This window comes from Phaeobacter sp. JH20_37 (assembly GCF_048056015.1).
GTDB lineage: Bacteria > Pseudomonadota > Alphaproteobacteria > Rhodobacterales > Rhodobacteraceae > Phaeobacter > Phaeobacter bryozoorum.
This window is the reverse complement of sequence record NZ_JAYMWW010000006.1, coordinates 22398-37540: the sequence shown is the minus strand read 5'-3', so window position 1 is coordinate 37540 and position 15143 is coordinate 22398. Positions and strand designations below refer to the sequence as shown.

The following is a 15143-nucleotide window of genomic DNA, read 5'->3' as shown; positions in this document are numbered from 1 at the left end:
TCTATGGGGAATATGATGCAGGTCACCGAGACGCTGAACGAAGGTCTGAAACGCGGCTACGCGATCACCGTTACCGCCGCCGAGCTGGATGCGAAGGTCAATGAAAAACTCGTCGAGGCACAGCCCGAAGTCGAGATGAAGGGCTTCCGCAAGGGCAAGGTCCCCATGGCGCTGCTGAAGAAGCAGTTCGGCCAGCGTCTGATCGGCGAAGCCATGCAGGAAACCATCGACGGTGCGATGAACAAGCACTTCGAGGAAAGCGGTGACCGTCCGGCGATGCAGCCCGACGTCAAGATGACCAACGAAGACTGGAAAGAGGGCGACGACGTCAACGTCGAGATGTCCTATGAGGCACTGCCTGAAATCCCCGAAGTTGATCTCTCCGGCGTTGAGCTGGAAAAGCTGGTGGTCAAAGCAGACGACGCCGCAGTTGACGAGGCGCTGGCCAACCTGGCCGAGACCGCCAAGGAATTCGAAGCCCGCGAAGAGGGTGCTGCCGCTGAAGATGGCGATCAGGTTGTGATCGACTTCGTCGGCAAGGTAGACGGCGAAGCCTTCGACGGCGGCGCAGGCGAAGACTACCCGCTGGTGCTGGGCTCCAACTCCTTCATCCCCGGTTTCGAAGACCAGCTGGTCGGCACCAAGGCAGGCGACGAAAAAGACGTCACCGTCACTTTCCCCGAGCAGTACCAGGCCGAGCATCTGGCCGGTAAGGAAGCCGTATTCACCTGCACCGTGAAAGAGGTCAAAGCCGCCAAGGCAGCAGAGATCAACGACGAGCTGGCGAAGAAATTCGGCGCCGAGGACCTCGCCGCGCTGAAAGGTCAGATCTCCGAGCGTCTGGAAGCAGAATACGCCGGTGCGGCCCGCGCGGTGATGAAGCGTGGCCTTCTGGACAAGCTGGACGATCTGGTCTCCTTCGACCTGCCGCCCTCGCTGGTCGAAGCCGAAGCCAAGCAGATCGCACATCAGCTGTGGCACGAGGAAAACCCCGAGGTTCACGATCACAACCACGGTGAAATCGAGCCGACTGACGAGCACAACAAACTGGCAGAGCGCCGCGTCCGTCTGGGCCTGTTGCTGGCCGAGCTGGGTCAGAAAGCCGAGGTCGAAGTGACCGATGCGGAAATGACCCAGGCCATCATGAGCCAGGCACGCCAGTACCCGGGCCAGGAACGCCAGTTCTTTGAGTTCATCCAGCAGAACGCTCAGATGCAGCAGCAGCTGCGCGCACCGATCTTCGAGGACAAGGTCATCGATCACATCGCCGAGCAGGCCAAAGTGAGCGAGAAAGAAGTGTCCAAGGACGACCTGCAGGCCGCAGTCGAAGCTCTGGAAGAAGAATAAGTCAGATCCCGGATCCCGCCCGGCGCGGATCCGAGGTTTGCCAACGCGCAAGGCCGTCCCTTAAGGGGGCGGCCTTTTTGTTTGGCGGTGAGCGCGGGGCGGAGTAGGAGCGGTCTAAGGCATAAGAAAACCGCCGTGGAGGCGAACTCCAGGGCGGTTGTCTGATCACTCGGTTGTTTGACCTCTCGGTTGTCAGATCACCCGATGGTCTTGCGGTGGTACCCGCTCAGAACAGAAAGTTATCGGAACTGGCGAGTTCCTCGACGGTGATATTTTCAACCGTGACCACAACATTGTCAAAGGACATCACGACGTGATCACCTCTGGTCGTAAAATCGATCTGATTGATGTTCTGTGCTCCGCTGAGGATGTCGATCTTGTCCGTGCCCAGTTCAAAATCGCGGATACGGGCGCGCCCGTGGTTGCTGCCGAAGGCAAATGTGTCGGCCCCATCGCCCCCGATCATCAGGTCGTTACCACCCTGACCAAACAGCAGGTCGTTGCCATTGCCGCCGATCAATGTGTCATTGCCCGCACCGGCGCGGATCGTGTCGGCCCCGTGCGAACCGTTGAGTTTGTCATCGCCGCCCTGGCCAATCAGCCGGTCGCGCCCGCCGCCACCGCGCAGATCATCATCACCCGCACGGCCTGCAAGCCGGTCGTTGCCGCCGCGCCCTGACAGCAGGTCATTTGCATCGGTTCCATCCAGAATGTCCCGGCTGACGGTGCCCAGCAGGGTTTCACCAACCAGGACGGGCTCGCTTGGCTGCGGCTCGCCCATGTCCAGCGGTGCGGTTCCGCCTGCCTTGCGATCCTGCCAGAAGGCAATCAGCGCGTCGGCTGTGGGGCTGTCGTAACCGCCGAAATCTTTCACGTATTTCAGGATCGAGGTGCCGTATTCATCGGTCGAGGCGGTATCGCTCAGCAAGAGCGTCGCCAGCCCCGAAGCACCGCGCAGATGCGCCGCAGCCATCAGCCCGGTCAGCGAGAGGGTAACATCCACCATGGCGCCATTGACATCGCGATAGGTCACGGTCTCGCCGACAAAATCGCTGATGCTGCGCCCCTGCCGACCGAGATAGTAGCTCAGCATCTCGAAGTTATAGCCAAACGCCTCATTGATGGCGGTGTCCTGTGCGGCGTGGGATTTGAAATCATCCAGGCTGTTGACGCCATTTTTCCCGGTCCAGGTGCCATCCCAGCGGTTGATGGTATCACCGCCCAGGTAGTAAACGTCGTCCTGATAATAACCGAGGTCAATCAGCAGCGCCTCGCCGAACTGATAGCCGACAAAGCCCAGCGAATTGGTGGAGTGATAGGCCATGTCCCGCCATTGGGTGTCGCTCAGCTGGCCCCAGCTGCTGAGGCCGGGATAGAAGCTGCTGACTGGCGCGCCGACCCATTGCGTCAGCTGCGCGTCGCTGATCTGCCCCGCATTGTAGCGGTCCCGGTCCCAGCCCGATTCAAACGCCAGAAGCGCATTTCGAAAATCGTTGAAACTGCCGTTTGGCATCGGAACTGCTCCTCTTGCTCATCAACCGTCTTGATGCGGGTCGCTGTTGTGCAGCGCTGATCGACACCTCGCATGTCGGAAAACTCTGCCGCAAGAAGGGGGCGGAAATTTGGCAAACAAATGCCTAAAAAGCAGTAAGGAGAGCGCAAATTTGCTCGAAATTTGTAAAAATTAACCTTTAGGGCGCCCCTCAATAACTTGTGTGCAAGCGGGGCGTGTGCGCCTAAATATGCCGCCCGACCAAGTTTGGCCGGGCGGCGAGAATCATTTCATTTTGCACAAATCGGAAACAGTTTGTTCACAGCGCAATTCTGTAGCGTGCAAAGCCATCCGGCCCTTCACCCGCAGGTTCAATTGCAATGCTTTCGACACTATCCACATAGGCTGCCGCCTTGGGGCCGGTGTCAAACAGCACCGAGGTGTCCGCCAGCGGGGCAAAGCGCCAGTTGGCATCGGCGCGCGGGCTGATGGTGCCCTTCTCGACGATATAGCGCACGATCACATCGCGGTTGGTGTCCGGCCCCTCGAACACGATGGTATCCCCCATGGCGCCGGGGAAGGCTCCGCCACCGCCAGCACGATAGTTGTTGGTGGCGATAATGAACTCCTGTGCGGGATCGATTGGCGCGCCGTTGAACTCGAGATTGACGATGCGGTTGGCGTCGGGATTCTCCAGCTCCCCCTTCGGCCCGAACTTCGAGGGCTGCGACAGGTCGATCTGATAGGTGACCCCGTCGATCACGTCAAAGTTGTAGCTCGGGAAGGCGGGATTGAGCAGCACCTGATCGGCCTCGCCGGGGGTAATCTGGTTGAACATGCCGGCAGAGCGTTCCAGCCAGTCCTTAACCTGCGCGCCGGTCACCCGCACTGCACGGGCGGTGTTGGGGTAGAGGTAGAGGTCGGCGACATTCTTGATCGCCACATCGCCTTTTGGAACGTCGGTGTAATACTCCGCACCACCGCGGCCGCCGGCCTTGAACGGGGCCGCAGCTGACAGGATCGGCAGGCCTTCATGCTCGGTGCCCTTCAGCATCTGTTCAATATACCAGGTCTGCGCAATCGACACGATCTGCACCGAGGGATCATCGGCGACCAGTGCAAAATAGCTGTGCAGCGGCGCGTCGGTTTTGCCCACGGCGCGGCGGACATATTGCAGTGTCTCATCATGTTCTTTCTGCGCAGCTGCCAGCACCGCAGGGGCACTTTCGACCAGGGCGGTGATCGACCGGTCCTCTTCGCGCCGCGAAATCGGGCGCGCCTCCGAGGCATGGCCCACCACGCGCCAGCCGCTTCCGTCCCGCTCCAGCATCAGGTCGATCAGACCCATATGGCTGCCCCAGAAACCGCCCATTGTGGCGGGGGTTCCGTGGATGGTGCCCTTGTCGACATCCACCCCGGCAAAATCCGCATAGGTGGAGGAGGGGAAGACCAGATGCGAATGGCCGGTCATGATGGCGTCGATGCCCTCGACGGCCGCCAGCGGCACCGAGGCATTCTCCATCCCGTCGGTCTCATCGGCGCTGCCGATCCCGGAATGTGACAGGGCGATAATGATGTCGGCGCCTTTTTCCTTCATCTCCGGCACATAGGCGCGGGCGGATTGCAGAATGTCGCGGGCCTGCACATTGCCTTCCAGATGGCGACGGTCCCAGTTCATCACCTGCGGCGGCACAAAGCCAATCAGCCCGATCTTGATCGGATGACGGTTGCCCGCGCCATCGGTCAGCTCGCGCTCCAGGATCACATAGGGCGGCAGCAGGGTCTTGTCGTCACGCGGGCCGGCACCGGTGGATGTGGCGACATTGGCGCAGACCACCGGGAACTCGGCCCCGGCGAGGGATTTCATCAGGAAATCCAGCCCGTAGTTGAACTCATGATTGCCCAGCGTCGAGCCGTCAAAGCCCACGGCGTTCATTGCTTGGATGACCGGATGGGTGTCGCCTTCCTTCATGCCGCGCTCATAGGCTATGTAATCGCCCATCGGATTGCCCTGCAGGAAGTCGCCATTGTCCAGCAGCAGCGAATTGGTCGCCTCTGCGCGAATATCGCCGATCAGCGAGGCTGTGCGCGCCAGCCCGACAGTGTCGCGCGGCTTGTCGGCGTAATAATCATAGGGAAACACATGCACATGCAGGTCGGTGGTCTCCATCAGGCGCAGATGCACCTGATTGGAGGCCGCCTGAACCGAAAACGGATGCAGCGCGATCAGACCGGCACTGCCGGCCAGAAAGGACCGGCGATCTAGTTGAATAGGCATTTTTCACTCCGACGTCTTTTTATTACAGACATCCATGCTAGCAGAAAAACGCCTTCGGTCACGTGACAGTTTTGCGCTAACAATCAGAGTGGCAAGCTGCCGCGTAAGATATCATAACTCTTTGTGATATCGTGGTTTTCAAGCGGTCTGATCAGGGGCGCAGCCCGGTTTCGCGCAACATGCCCCGCCGTTTTGCGGCATAGTAGTAGCCGCGCGAATAGTGTTTTACCGCCTGATCGTAGCTGCCATCGGAGAGGAGCCAGGCCCCGCGCAGATATTTCACCGCATATTTCAGGTTGGTATCGGCATCCAGCAGATCCTTCGGCTTGCCGCGAAACCCCATGGAGCGGGCAGTGGCCGGCAGGATCTGCAACAGCCCGTAGTAGGGCCGGTTGACCGCCCAGGGCCGATGGGTGCTCTCGCGGATGGCAAGGCGATGGACCAGCGGGCGCGGCACCTCATAGTGGTCGGCCCAGAAATTGATCTTGCGGCGAAGCTCCGGCGTCTCGTTGGGATAGAGCGGCGGCGTTGCGGCGCGCTCGGTTGCGGCGGGTGCCTCGCCACAGGCGGCAAGGGCCAGCGGGCTGAGAATAATGGCCAGAGCCGTTCTGCGATCAATCATGGATACTGCCTGTCTAAACCCCGAATACGCCGGATCGGCGGCAGATTAGGGCGCGCCTGCGGCTTGGGCAAATGGCGCGGGAACCCATCGGCGGATATCCCCCGACCGTGGCAGGCTGTCCGATGATCGCCCGCAATCCGGGGCCATCAGCCGGGATTGGACCCCCGGCGCGGCGATCCACATGACCGGTCAGGGGGCGCCGGCCAGGGCGGGCGCTGATGGATTAAATTTTAACGGCTAAGAATTTGTCGGCGCTGATCGACTGCCGCATGATCCACGCGCGCATGAACCGGGCCTTGCCCTGTCCCAACACGGCTCCCGTGCCTGCGGCCCGATTGGGACGCCCATGCAAAGGGGCTGCGGGGGCCGAGCCTTCGTGGCCCCGTCTGCAACGCCCGCATGGTTCAGGGTTGGATCACCCGGTCAGGGTTGTGCCGGGTCAGCTCGGCGGTGATCAGCTCCGGCGGCACCAGATTGCTGATCGGTTCGCCCCTGTATTTCGGGTTTTCAAAGCTGAAGTTGCGCAAGAGCCGCAGCAGCAGGCGTCGCCGCAGCGCCGTTTCTTCCCGGATCAGATCCTCTTCCATGCTTACCCCCAGACGCCAGACGCAGGCCTGGCACGACAGTCACAACCACACGTGCGCACAAACACGCGCTCCCGGAGCGATCGCTCAGGGCGGGATCTAGGCTTGCAGAAACCGGCAAAGACGAGGTTACCCGCGCCGCAGTTTCTGCGGAGAGTTTGAGGCGATTTTGATCTGTCAGCAGCGCAATCCAGCTGCGGCCGCCGCAGATATGAAAAAGGCCGCCCCGATCCGGGGCGGCCTCTCTCGATCTCGGATAGATCCAATGCCGATCAGGCGTTGGTCTCTTCGTCGTCTGCGGCCGGGGCTGCATCGTCGTCGTCGGATGCGGCAGAGCCGATATCGTCGAACAGTTCGGAGATTTCGAATTCAGCAGCGGCTTCTTCTTCAGCGGCCAGCTCTTGAATCGATTTGCCCGAGGCTTGCAGCTCAGCTTCTTCGACCGAACGCGCAACGTTCAGTTTGATCTGAACTTCGACTTCAGGGTGCAGCTTCACAACAACGCTGTGCAGACCCAGTTCCTTGATCGGCGAAAGCAGGGCAACCTGCTTCTTGTCGACCGAGAAACCTTCTGCGGTGGCGGCTTCTGCGGCGTCACGCGGGGTGACGGAGCCGTAGAGGGCGCCAGCGTCAGACGCGGAGCGAATCACGATGAACTGCTGACCGTCCAGCTTCTCTGCCAGAGCTTCCGCTTCTTTCTTGGTTTCCAGATTGCGCGCTTCGAACTGCGCTTTCTGTTCCTCAAAACGAGCGATGTTGTTCTGCGACGCGGTCAGCGCCTTGCCTTGCGGCAGCAGGAAGTTGCGAGCATAGCCGGGCTTTACGTCCACGACTTCGCCCATTTGGCCCAGTTTGGCCACACGTTCCAGAAGGATAACTTGCATGTGCTTATCTCCTTACTTCACGGCGTAGGGCAGCAGGGCGAGGAAGCGGGCGCGCTTGATAGCACGGGCCAGTTCACGCTGCTTCTTTGCCGAAACGGCGGTGATGCGCGACGGCACGATCTTACCACGTTCGGAAATGTAGCGCTGCAGAAGACGGGTGTCTTTGTAGTCGATTTTCGGCGCATTGTCGCCCGAGAACGGGCATACTTTACGACGACGGAAAAACGGTTTGGCTGCCATGGTTTAGCGTCCTTTTCTCAAGCGTTGATCAGCGGCGCTCACGACGCGTGTCGCGCTCATCGCGCTTCTGCATCTGAACCGAGGGGCCGTCTTCATGTGCGTCAACCTTGATGGTCAGAACGCGCATCACGTCATCATGCAGGCGCATCAGACGCTCCATTTCCTGGATCGCCGCTGCCGAAGCATCAGTCTTCAGGAAGGAGTAGTGGCCCTTACGATTTTTGTTGATCTTATAGGCCATCGTCTTGACGCCCCAGTACTCGCTGTCGACCAGCTTACCGCCGTTGTCGGACAGAACAGCACCGAAATGTTCGATGAGGCCTTCAGCTTGCGAGTTGGACAGGTCCTGACGCGCAATCATGACATGCTCGTAGAGTGGCATGTGAACTCCAGTTTTTGTCTAGGCGCATTTCATAGACGGGGCGGTTGTCCCTTCCGCTGCCCTGTCACGAGAGTCTGCGCGGATCGAAAATGTCGCGGAAGGAAGCCCCCATATACAGGCTCAGACCAAAAGGGCAAGGCCCGTTTCCCGCCGCGTGCCCCTGTGCTCCTCCAGATGTCCCTCTGCACCCACGTTGCCAGTGGTCGCTGGGGTTTGATCCATAGCCTGTGAACCAAATTTTAGCAAAATTATGCAAAGCTTTGCATGCAAAGCTGAGAATGGGCCACGGATCCGACAGGGCGAACCTCTTTCGCCAGCGGCCCGATCAGACCCCGCGCGCTAGCCCGGAGGGGTCAAGACGGAACCGGCGGCAGGGCGGCTGCATCTGCATATGCCCTGTTGAGGCCCGTAGACGAAAGGGCTGCCCATCACGGCGGAGCACGGCCCGTATTTACCGCAACTCCGCCCCATTTCAGCCCCAATGCTGGCGTCAATCTTGGTTAATCAAGTGTTAACCACCCCGCCAGTCACAGACCAACAGGCGCAGCAGGCGTCACAGGCAAGGCAAGGCAGGACAGACAGACCGCGTTAAGAGTGAAAGGGACCAGAGATGAGCCTCCTCGAACCATCCGAGATCGGTTTTCAGCCCATGCAGCCGGGTCGATTTGGCAAGGTCATGCGGCGCGCGTCCTCTCAGTCTCCTGCCGCCAGACGGCTGGCCCATCTGGCCCGGTCGGCACCAATGAACCTTCAGATGCAGGCCAACTGGCCGGTCCGCTCGCTGCTGCTGCGCATTCTTGGGGGCGGTATGGTGATGGGTGCCACCGGCCTCTGGCTGCTGCCTGACGCAGGCTTCGATCCGCAGATGTCGCTGATCCGGATCGGGATTTCCGTGGCCTTTCTGTTTGTCGGCCTGATCCTGCTGACCTCGCACCACCCAGACAGCCAGCCGGAGGCCTGTTTCGACCCGATCCGGCGCGAGCTGAGGATCCTGCGCAAGACACGGCGCGGCGCACCGCGGATTGTCCTGCGGCGCAGCTATAGCAGCCTTGGCGGCGTGCGCCTCTCCGCCCATGCCATCTCGGTTCTGGATATCGACGGTGCAGTGCTGATGGAGCTGCCGATCGACAGCACCGAAACCCGCCTGCGGCTGCGCGATCAGCTGAGCGGCGCCCTGCCGATCTTCAGCTAGGCGCTCCAGATCTCTGGCCGAACGCCTTGGCCCGCCGCCACCGCCTGCCGACATCACAACTGCGCGAGAACCGGCCTCTGTGCGTCAATGCGGCTTGGGTTGTTCATCTGAACACAGATAGTGTTGGCTTTTGCGGGCTTTCCTTTCTGATGACAAAGTCTTCAACTGGGAAACGAAGTCACACGGTCCAACGGAGCCAAGATTATGAACACCACTCTCTTTGCCGCCGCCCTGATGGGGGCCGCCGCCACCACCGCCTTTGCCGCCCCTGAAGCCTACAAGCTGGATTCGAGCCACAGCCAGGTGGTGTTCAGCTACAATCACCTTGGTTTCTCGACCACCTACGGCATGTTCTCGGGGTTTGAGGGTGAAATCGCCTTTGATCAAGAAAATCCCGAAGCCTCCAGCGTCTCGGTGTCGATGCCTGCGCAATCCATGCTGACTGGCTGGGAAGCGCGCTTTGACCATTTCATGTCAAAGGATTTCTTTGGCGCCGATGATGCGGAGATGATCAGCTTCAAATCCACCGGCATCAAGGTCACCGGCGAGAATACCGCAGAAATCACCGGCGACCTGACCCTGAACGGCGTCACCAAATCCGTGGTTCTGGATGCCAAGCTGAACCAGGTCGGCGAACACCCGATGGCGGGCAAGCCTTGGGCCGGTTTCGACGCGACCACAACCCTGCTGCGCTCGGACTACGAGCTGGGCAAATTCGCCCCCTTCGTCAGCGACGAGGTCGAGGTGAAGATCTCGGTCGAGGCGATGAAGGCCGAATAACCAGACCGCACGGCGGAGGGGTCACCCCCGCCACCCACCGATCCAGAACCGCCGCCCCTTGCCGGGTGGCGGTTTTTTTGTCCCTGTAAGTGCGTCCCTGTACGAGTGAGCGCGCACCCGTCAGCTATTCGGCGATTGCCGCCAGCCGTCTGACCAACACCAAGATCAGCATCATCGCAATCACCAGAAACACCGCACCGACGATCCAGGCGACCGGTGTCGAGTAGATATCGGCGACAGCTCCGGCCAGAATCAGGCCCGATGCGGCCCCCAACTGTTGGATCAGCGACCGCAAAGACAGCATGGTCGAGCGTTGACCGTCGCCAACGCAGCGATGCAGGATGCTGCTGGCCGGGGTTTCGCAGACCCCCAGAAACACGGAATAGAGGACAAACACCGTCACAAAGCCGACGATGCTGCCTTGCAGCGCCAATGCGATCTGAACCCCTGCCAGACAGGCAAAACCCGCCGCCAGCGTCATGGCGTGCCGCCGTTTGAAAATCCGGCTGATGGGCACGGACAGGGACGCGCCGAAAGCGATGGCGAAGAAATAGCTGGCAGTGACGATACCGATGACGGTGTTTGCATAGCGCTCGTCCAGCATCGGCTTTGCATGGGTCGGCCAGATCACCTCAACAGGGTTGGTCGCCATCAAAAAGAACGCCAGCGCTGCCAGAAGGATCGACAGAGCGGGATGTCTGAGGGCCAGACGGCTCGCGTCCCCTATCACCATCGGCACATTCGCAAAGCCGTGCTTGAGAGCCGTGGCGCTCATCGGGCGCGGTGTTTCGACAATGGCCAGTACCGTGAAAACAAACACGCCCGACATCACGACGACGCTCGCAAGGTAGGACACATCATAAATGCTGAACCCAAGGCGTTTTGCGACCTCGCCGCAGAGATCGGGCAGAAGACCTCCCAGAATGGCGCCAATCGCCAAACCTATGGCATTGGCCCATTGCGCTTTGGCCAGTGCGGGCTGGACATCGACATTGGGGGCGGCGGCTTTGAAGGTTTCAACAAACCAGGCATCCAGCGTGCCCGACCGAAGCGCGCGGCCAAAGCCGATGAATGCAAACGACAGCGCCAGAACATAAAAATCGCTCGTAGAGAGAAAAAGCACAAGCGAGATCAGGCTGGCGACAACCGCCGTCAAGAAGACCGGCCTGCGCCCGATGCTGTCGGCAAGGCCACCAAACGGCAGCTCCATCGCCATCGTCGTGAGCGCGTAGATTCCGAAGAGAAACGAGATCTGCAACAGGTCCATGCCCCGGTCGGTCAAGGCCAGAGCAACCACGGCAACCGTCAGCCCCATCGCAAAACGGTCAAGGAACTGGTGTATTTGAAACACGCGAATGTGCCGTCGTACCGACGGGTTCAGTGCCGCAAAAGAGAACTCGATTTCGGTGGCCATCTTCGCAGCATCACCGGTGCTGCCGCGCGGCACAATACCTTAAGTGGGCCAGAACCTGCGGGACTATATGTCCCCATGGGGGGCACGCGGCGGCCATCCCCCCTGATCTGTGCCCACATCCGTCAGGGGGCGGCGCGGCTGGCGGTCAGGTCGACAGCGATGGTTACGGCATAGGCAAGCGAGCTTTCGTCCTGCACGCCCTGGCCGATGTTGAAATCCAGCCGGTTCACTTCGGCACTGCCGGAGATTGTGGCGGTGTCACCGTTCAGATCCAGCGTGAAGGGCAGGCGCAGCGGCACCTCCTGATCGCGGATCCGCAGGGTGCCCTCAGCGATATATCCATCTGCCAGCTTCTCGATCTCGGCGCGGAACTCTGCGGTGGGATAGGTGGAACTGTCAAAGTAATCCGGCCCCATCGCCTGATCGGTGACAGATCCGAGCTTCAGCGAGGGGATCGCCACGGTGACGGTGACCGCGCCGGCGGGGCCGGGGGCGGCAGGGTCCTCGAAATCAATCACTGCCTGCCAGCGGTCGAACTGGCCGCGCACCTCGCTGCCCATCTGCACGATGGTGAGCGCCAATGTGCCATCCTCGACCCGCCAGTTGCCGGCCGTGTCAGACGCCATCGTTGCGGCAGGATCGCCGCCATCCGTGGCCTCGGATCCAGCCTCATGTGTGGTGGTGCCCGGCGCGCCATGGCTGTGCGGCGCATAAAGGCCGAAGGCGCCGCCGCCGGCCAGCACCAGTAGCCAGATCGCCAGCGCCACCAGCACCGGCGCCGCCCCATGGGGGATCTGCTCTGGCACCGTCACCTGGGGCGCGCGTCCTGGCAGCATCCGGCGCAGCGTGGCGTCGCGGTCGACCACCTCATGTTTCAGCGCCCCGGCAATATGCAGCCCCAAAGCCACCGCAAGGGTCCAGACAAACAGCCAGTGCAGCCCGCCAAACAGCGCCGCCACCGCCTCCGATTTCGCCACAAACGGCAGGTTCTGACCAAAGGGCCACCAGATCGGCGCAAATCCAGTGGTTGCGGCGTGATGGATCCAGCCGGTCAGGGGGGCCGCCACCAGCGCCCCGTAAAGCAGCCAGTGCACCACCTCCGCCAGCAGCGTCTCGGCCCGCCGCTCCGGGTGCAGCGGCACCGGCTTGGGCTGGCTCAGCGCCCAGAGAATACGCAGCAGCGCGGTCAGGAACAACGCCAGCCCCAGGGTCTTGTGCAGTGAAAACAGCAGCGCCGCGCGGGTCAGCGTGGCTTGTGCGCCGTCAAACTCCGGGCTTTGAATATGGTGCGCCAGATCATTGGCAAAATAACCAAGCGGGAACACCGCCAGCATCAATAGGGCTGTCAGCCAGTGAAAACCTTTGGCAACGCTGCCATAGTGGCGGGCGGTATTCTGGCGAAGCGCGGGGGCGCGGGCAGGGGAGGACACGGGCGATGAGACCTTCTCATAGGGGGCGACAGGAATACCCTATCCCTTCAGCGGTTTGACACAACACGCATCTCTGTCAGCTGATGCACAGCACCGGTGCGCCCGCGCGAAGGCTATGCTTGTACGCAGCGTCACCTGCGTCTAAACCCGATGCAACGCAGATATGCAGACAAGATGAGGTCTCAGATGACAATTGCATTCGTGTTTCCAGGGCAGGGCGCGCAGACGATCGGTATGGGCAAAGCCCTGGCCGAGGCCTATCCGGCAGCCAAAGCGGTCTTTGACGAGGTGGACGCCGCACTGGGAGAGGCGCTGAGCCAGCTGATCTGGGAGGGCGATATCGAAACCCTGACCCTCACGCAGAACGCCCAGCCGGCGCTGATGGCGACCTCGCTCGCCGCCATGCGCGCGCTGGAGGCTGAGGGTGTCAGCATCGACAAGGCGGCGTTTGTCGCCGGTCACAGCCTTGGCGAATATTCCGCATTGGCCGCAGCCGGGGCGATTTCCGTCGCCGACACCGCGCGCCTGCTGCGCATTCGCGGCAAGGCGATGCAAAGCGCCGTGCCGGTCGGCGAGGGCGCGATGGCCGCCATTCTGGGGCTCGACCTCGAGGCTGTGCGCGCCGTTGCAGACGCCGCCGCACAAGGCGAGGTCTGTCAGGCCGCCAATGACAACGACCCCACTCAGGTCGTGGTCTCCGGCGCCAAGGCCGCCGTTGAACGCGCCGCTGAAATCGCCAAGGAAAAAGGCGCCAAACGCGCCGTGATGCTGCCGGTCAGCGCGCCCTTCCACTGCGCCCTGATGCAGCCTGCCGCCGATGTCATGGCCGAGGCGCTGGCCGGGGTCGAGATCACCTCTCCTGCGGTTCCGCTGATCGCCAACGTCCGCGCCGATGCGGTCACCGATCCGGCTGAAATCCGCCAGCTTCTGGTCGAGCAGGTGACCGGCTCTGTGCGCTGGCGCGAAAGCGTGCAGACCATGGCCGCCAAAGGCGTGACCGAATTCTGGGAAATCGGCGCGGGCAAGGCGCTCTCCGGCATGATCCGCAAAATCGACCGCAACCTAGCCTGCCGTCAGTTCGGCACCGCCGAGGACGTGGCAGCCATCACCGCGGGCTGAACGCGGAAATTTCATTAATATTCCGGCCCGTTGTCTTCCAAAGAAAACGGCGGACCGCGGGCCGGGGATGAGACAAAGGAAATCATATGTTTGATCTGACTGGAAAAACCGCCCTCATCACCGGGGCATCTGGTGGCATTGGCGGCGATATCGCCCGCGCCCTGCACGCCGCTGGCGCCACCGTGGGTCTCTCCGGCACCCGCGAGGCCCCGCTGCAGGAACTGGCGGCGGAACTTGGCGAGCGCGCCCATGTGCTGCCCTGCAACCTCTCCGATGCAGAGGCGGTCGAGGCGCTGCCGAAACAGGCGATCGCGGCGATGGGCTCGGTGGATATTCTGGTCAACAACGCCGGCATCACCCGCGACAATCTGTTCATGCGGATGAAGGATGAGGAATGGGCCAGCGTGCTGGAGGTGAACCTCACCTCGACCATGCGCCTGTGCCGGGGTGTTCTGCGCGGCATGATGAAGGCGCGCTGGGGCCGGATCATCAATATCTCGTCCATCGTGGGGGCCACCGGCAACCCCGGTCAGGGCAATTACGCCGCCGCCAAGGCCGGTATGGTCGGCATGTCCAAATCGCTGGCCTATGAGGTCGCCAACCGGGGCATTACGGTCAATGCCGTGGCTCCCGGCTTTATCGCCACCGCCATGACAGACAAGCTGAACGACGCCCAGAAAGACGCGATCCTGACTCAGATCCCCAGCGGTCGGATGGGCACCCCGGAGGAAATCGCCTCCGCCGTTTTGTATCTGGCCAGCGCCGAGGCAGGCTATGTCACCGGCACCACCCTGCATGTGAACGGCGGCATGGCCATGCTGTGATCCCGGGACGCGATCCGGGCTGCAACCGGGGCCGCCGAGACCCCGGTTAAGCTTTGTGGTGACGCCGAGTCACCTGGTCCCGCCGCCGGTCCTCCGGTGGCGGGTTTTGCGTTCCGGCCGCCGCGTCAGATGTGGCCTCTATGCCTCAGGCGGGGGGGGATTTTCGGTGCCGCCAGCGCGGCATCGCACAAGATTGGTCGCGGGGTTTTGCGATCCCGCCCCGCAGCTGGCCCGGTTATCCAGGGCGAAATACGGCCATCCTCAGGATGGATGACCAGCTGAAAGCCGCTGCAAAATAACGGAAAATGACCTGCGGCGGTGAGGGGTTGCGTAAAAATATGCACCACAAGCCTTGCATGTGGCTGCGGCTGTGGCCAAATGCTCACCCTGTTGCCTGAGCCTCAGGCGACAGGCCCCGGGCAGGCGGGTGCAGTGATGCTGCGAAACCGTTTGCCTCTGCGTCGGTCTGTGTTATAGGCGGCGCATATTCGCCATCTGCGGGTCCATGCCGGACCGGCAGGGGCGGTTCCGCTATGCGGGACACGACCGCCCGCA

14 protein-coding genes are annotated in these 15143 nt (G+C 61.5%); 5 read left to right on the top strand and 9 right to left on the bottom strand.

The features are described from left to right. Window positions 1-15: 15 nt before the first annotated feature. Window positions 16-1347 carry a trigger factor gene (gene tig / locus VWZ87_RS02400; RefSeq protein WP_416534167.1) on the top strand — a complete coding sequence of 444 codons (1332 nt, stop codon included), beginning with the start codon at window positions 16-18 and terminating at the stop codon, window positions 1345-1347. Between the two features lie 226 nt (window positions 1348-1573). Here tig and VWZ87_RS02395 read toward each other — a convergent pair whose 3' ends face one another. From VWZ87_RS02395 to rpsF, 7 genes are all read right to left on the bottom strand, one after another. Next, on the bottom strand, window positions 1574-2860 hold the full coding sequence (locus tag VWZ87_RS02395; protein WP_416534166.1) for a calcium-binding protein: 1287 nt from the start codon (window positions 2858-2860) through the stop codon (window positions 1574-1576). Window positions 2861-3158: 298 nt separating this feature from the next. Continuing rightward, a complete protein-coding gene (locus tag VWZ87_RS02390) occupies window positions 3159-5117 on the bottom strand; it encodes a bifunctional 2',3'-cyclic-nucleotide 2'-phosphodiesterase/3'-nucleotidase (RefSeq protein WP_340545808.1) in 1959 nt (652 codons plus the stop codon). Window positions 5118-5268: 151 nt separating this feature from the next. Continuing rightward, window positions 5269-5739, bottom strand: coding sequence for a lytic transglycosylase domain-containing protein (locus VWZ87_RS02385; protein WP_340545807.1), 471 nt, complete (start codon window positions 5737-5739; stop codon window positions 5269-5271). A 404-nt stretch (window positions 5740-6143) separates the two neighbouring features. Continuing rightward, window positions 6144-6326 (bottom strand): peptidyl-tRNA hydrolase, encoded by a 183-nt coding sequence (locus VWZ87_RS02380; protein ID WP_340545806.1) that lies wholly within the window; start codon window positions 6324-6326, stop codon window positions 6144-6146. 269 nt (window positions 6327-6595) lie between these two features. After that, a complete protein-coding gene (rplI, locus tag VWZ87_RS02375; protein WP_340545805.1) occupies window positions 6596-7207 on the bottom strand; it encodes a 50S ribosomal protein L9 in 612 nt (203 codons plus the stop codon). A gap of 12 nt (window positions 7208-7219) precedes the next feature. Next, the gene (rpsR, locus tag VWZ87_RS02370; RefSeq protein WP_005982441.1) at window positions 7220-7447 is read right to left on the bottom strand and encodes a 30S ribosomal protein S18; all 228 of its coding nucleotides are present in this window, start codon (window positions 7445-7447) and stop codon (window positions 7220-7222) included. Between the two features lie 28 nt (window positions 7448-7475). Then, a complete protein-coding gene (rpsF, locus tag VWZ87_RS02365) occupies window positions 7476-7829 on the bottom strand; it encodes a 30S ribosomal protein S6 (RefSeq protein WP_340545804.1) in 354 nt (117 codons plus the stop codon). Window positions 7830-8439: 610 nt separating this feature from the next. Here rpsF and VWZ87_RS02360 point away from each other — a divergent pair. Both VWZ87_RS02360 and VWZ87_RS02355 read left to right on the top strand, forming a co-directional pair. Further along, window positions 8440-9021, top strand: coding sequence for a hypothetical protein (locus VWZ87_RS02360; protein ID WP_416534165.1), 582 nt, complete (start codon window positions 8440-8442; stop codon window positions 9019-9021). Between the two features lie 204 nt (window positions 9022-9225). Then, window positions 9226-9801: a YceI family protein gene (locus VWZ87_RS02355; RefSeq protein WP_416534164.1), complete on the top strand. Its 576-nt coding sequence runs from the start codon at window positions 9226-9228 to the stop codon at window positions 9799-9801. Window positions 9802-9925: 124 nt separating this feature from the next. On the opposite strand, the gene VWZ87_RS02350 is transcribed toward VWZ87_RS02355, so the two are convergent. Together VWZ87_RS02350 and VWZ87_RS02345 are read right to left on the bottom strand one after the other, a co-directional pair. Then, window positions 9926-11215 carry an MFS transporter gene (locus VWZ87_RS02350; RefSeq protein ID WP_416534163.1) on the bottom strand — a complete coding sequence of 430 codons (1290 nt, stop codon included), beginning with the start codon at window positions 11213-11215 and terminating at the stop codon, window positions 9926-9928. Between the two features lie 122 nt (window positions 11216-11337). Beyond that, window positions 11338-12645 carry a cytochrome b/b6 domain-containing protein gene (locus tag VWZ87_RS02345; RefSeq protein ID WP_416534162.1) on the bottom strand — a complete coding sequence of 436 codons (1308 nt, stop codon included), beginning with the start codon at window positions 12643-12645 and terminating at the stop codon, window positions 11338-11340. Between the two features lie 186 nt (window positions 12646-12831). Between VWZ87_RS02345 and fabD the strand changes: the two genes are divergently transcribed. Then, window positions 12832-13764, top strand: a complete 933-nt coding sequence (fabD, locus tag VWZ87_RS02340) for an ACP S-malonyltransferase (protein WP_416534161.1) — start codon at window positions 12832-12834, stop codon at window positions 13762-13764. An 86-nt stretch (window positions 13765-13850) separates the two neighbouring features. Next, window positions 13851-14588 carry a 3-oxoacyl-ACP reductase FabG gene (fabG, locus tag VWZ87_RS02335; protein ID WP_340545798.1) on the top strand — a complete coding sequence of 246 codons (738 nt, stop codon included), beginning with the start codon at window positions 13851-13853 and terminating at the stop codon, window positions 14586-14588. The last annotated feature ends 555 nt before the right edge of the window (window positions 14589-15143 follow it).

Bases quoted from the DNA above. Each gene is read 5' to 3' on its own strand.
- tig (WP_416534167.1), top strand. From the start codon at position 16: ATGCAGGTCACCGAGACGCTGAACGAAGGTCTGAAACGCGGCTACGCG.
- VWZ87_RS02395 (WP_416534166.1), bottom strand. From the start codon at position 2,860: ATGCCAAACGGCAGTTTCAACGATTTTCGAAATGCGCTTCTGGCGTTT.
- VWZ87_RS02390 (WP_340545808.1), bottom strand. From the start codon at position 5,117: ATGCCTATTCAACTAGATCGCCGGTCCTTTCTGGCCGGCAGTGCCGGT.
- VWZ87_RS02385 (WP_340545807.1), bottom strand. From the start codon at position 5,739: ATGATTGATCGCAGAACGGCTCTGGCCATTATTCTCAGCCCGCTGGCC.
- VWZ87_RS02380 (WP_340545806.1), bottom strand. From the start codon at position 6,326: ATGGAAGAGGATCTGATCCGGGAAGAAACGGCGCTGCGGCGACGCCTG.
- rplI (WP_340545805.1), bottom strand. From the start codon at position 7,207: ATGCAAGTTATCCTTCTGGAACGTGTGGCCAAACTGGGCCAAATGGGC.
- rpsR (WP_005982441.1), bottom strand. From the start codon at position 7,447: ATGGCAGCCAAACCGTTTTTCCGTCGTCGTAAAGTATGCCCGTTCTCG.
- rpsF (WP_340545804.1), bottom strand. From the start codon at position 7,829: ATGCCACTCTACGAGCATGTCATGATTGCGCGTCAGGACCTGTCCAAC.
- VWZ87_RS02360 (WP_416534165.1), top strand. From the start codon at position 8,440: ATGAGCCTCCTCGAACCATCCGAGATCGGTTTTCAGCCCATGCAGCCG.
- VWZ87_RS02355 (WP_416534164.1), top strand. From the start codon at position 9,226: ATGAACACCACTCTCTTTGCCGCCGCCCTGATGGGGGCCGCCGCCACC.
- VWZ87_RS02350 (WP_416534163.1), bottom strand. From the start codon at position 11,215: ATGGCCACCGAAATCGAGTTCTCTTTTGCGGCACTGAACCCGTCGGTA.
- fabD (WP_416534161.1), top strand. From the start codon at position 12,832: ATGACAATTGCATTCGTGTTTCCAGGGCAGGGCGCGCAGACGATCGGT.
- fabG (WP_340545798.1), top strand. From the start codon at position 13,851: ATGTTTGATCTGACTGGAAAAACCGCCCTCATCACCGGGGCATCTGGT.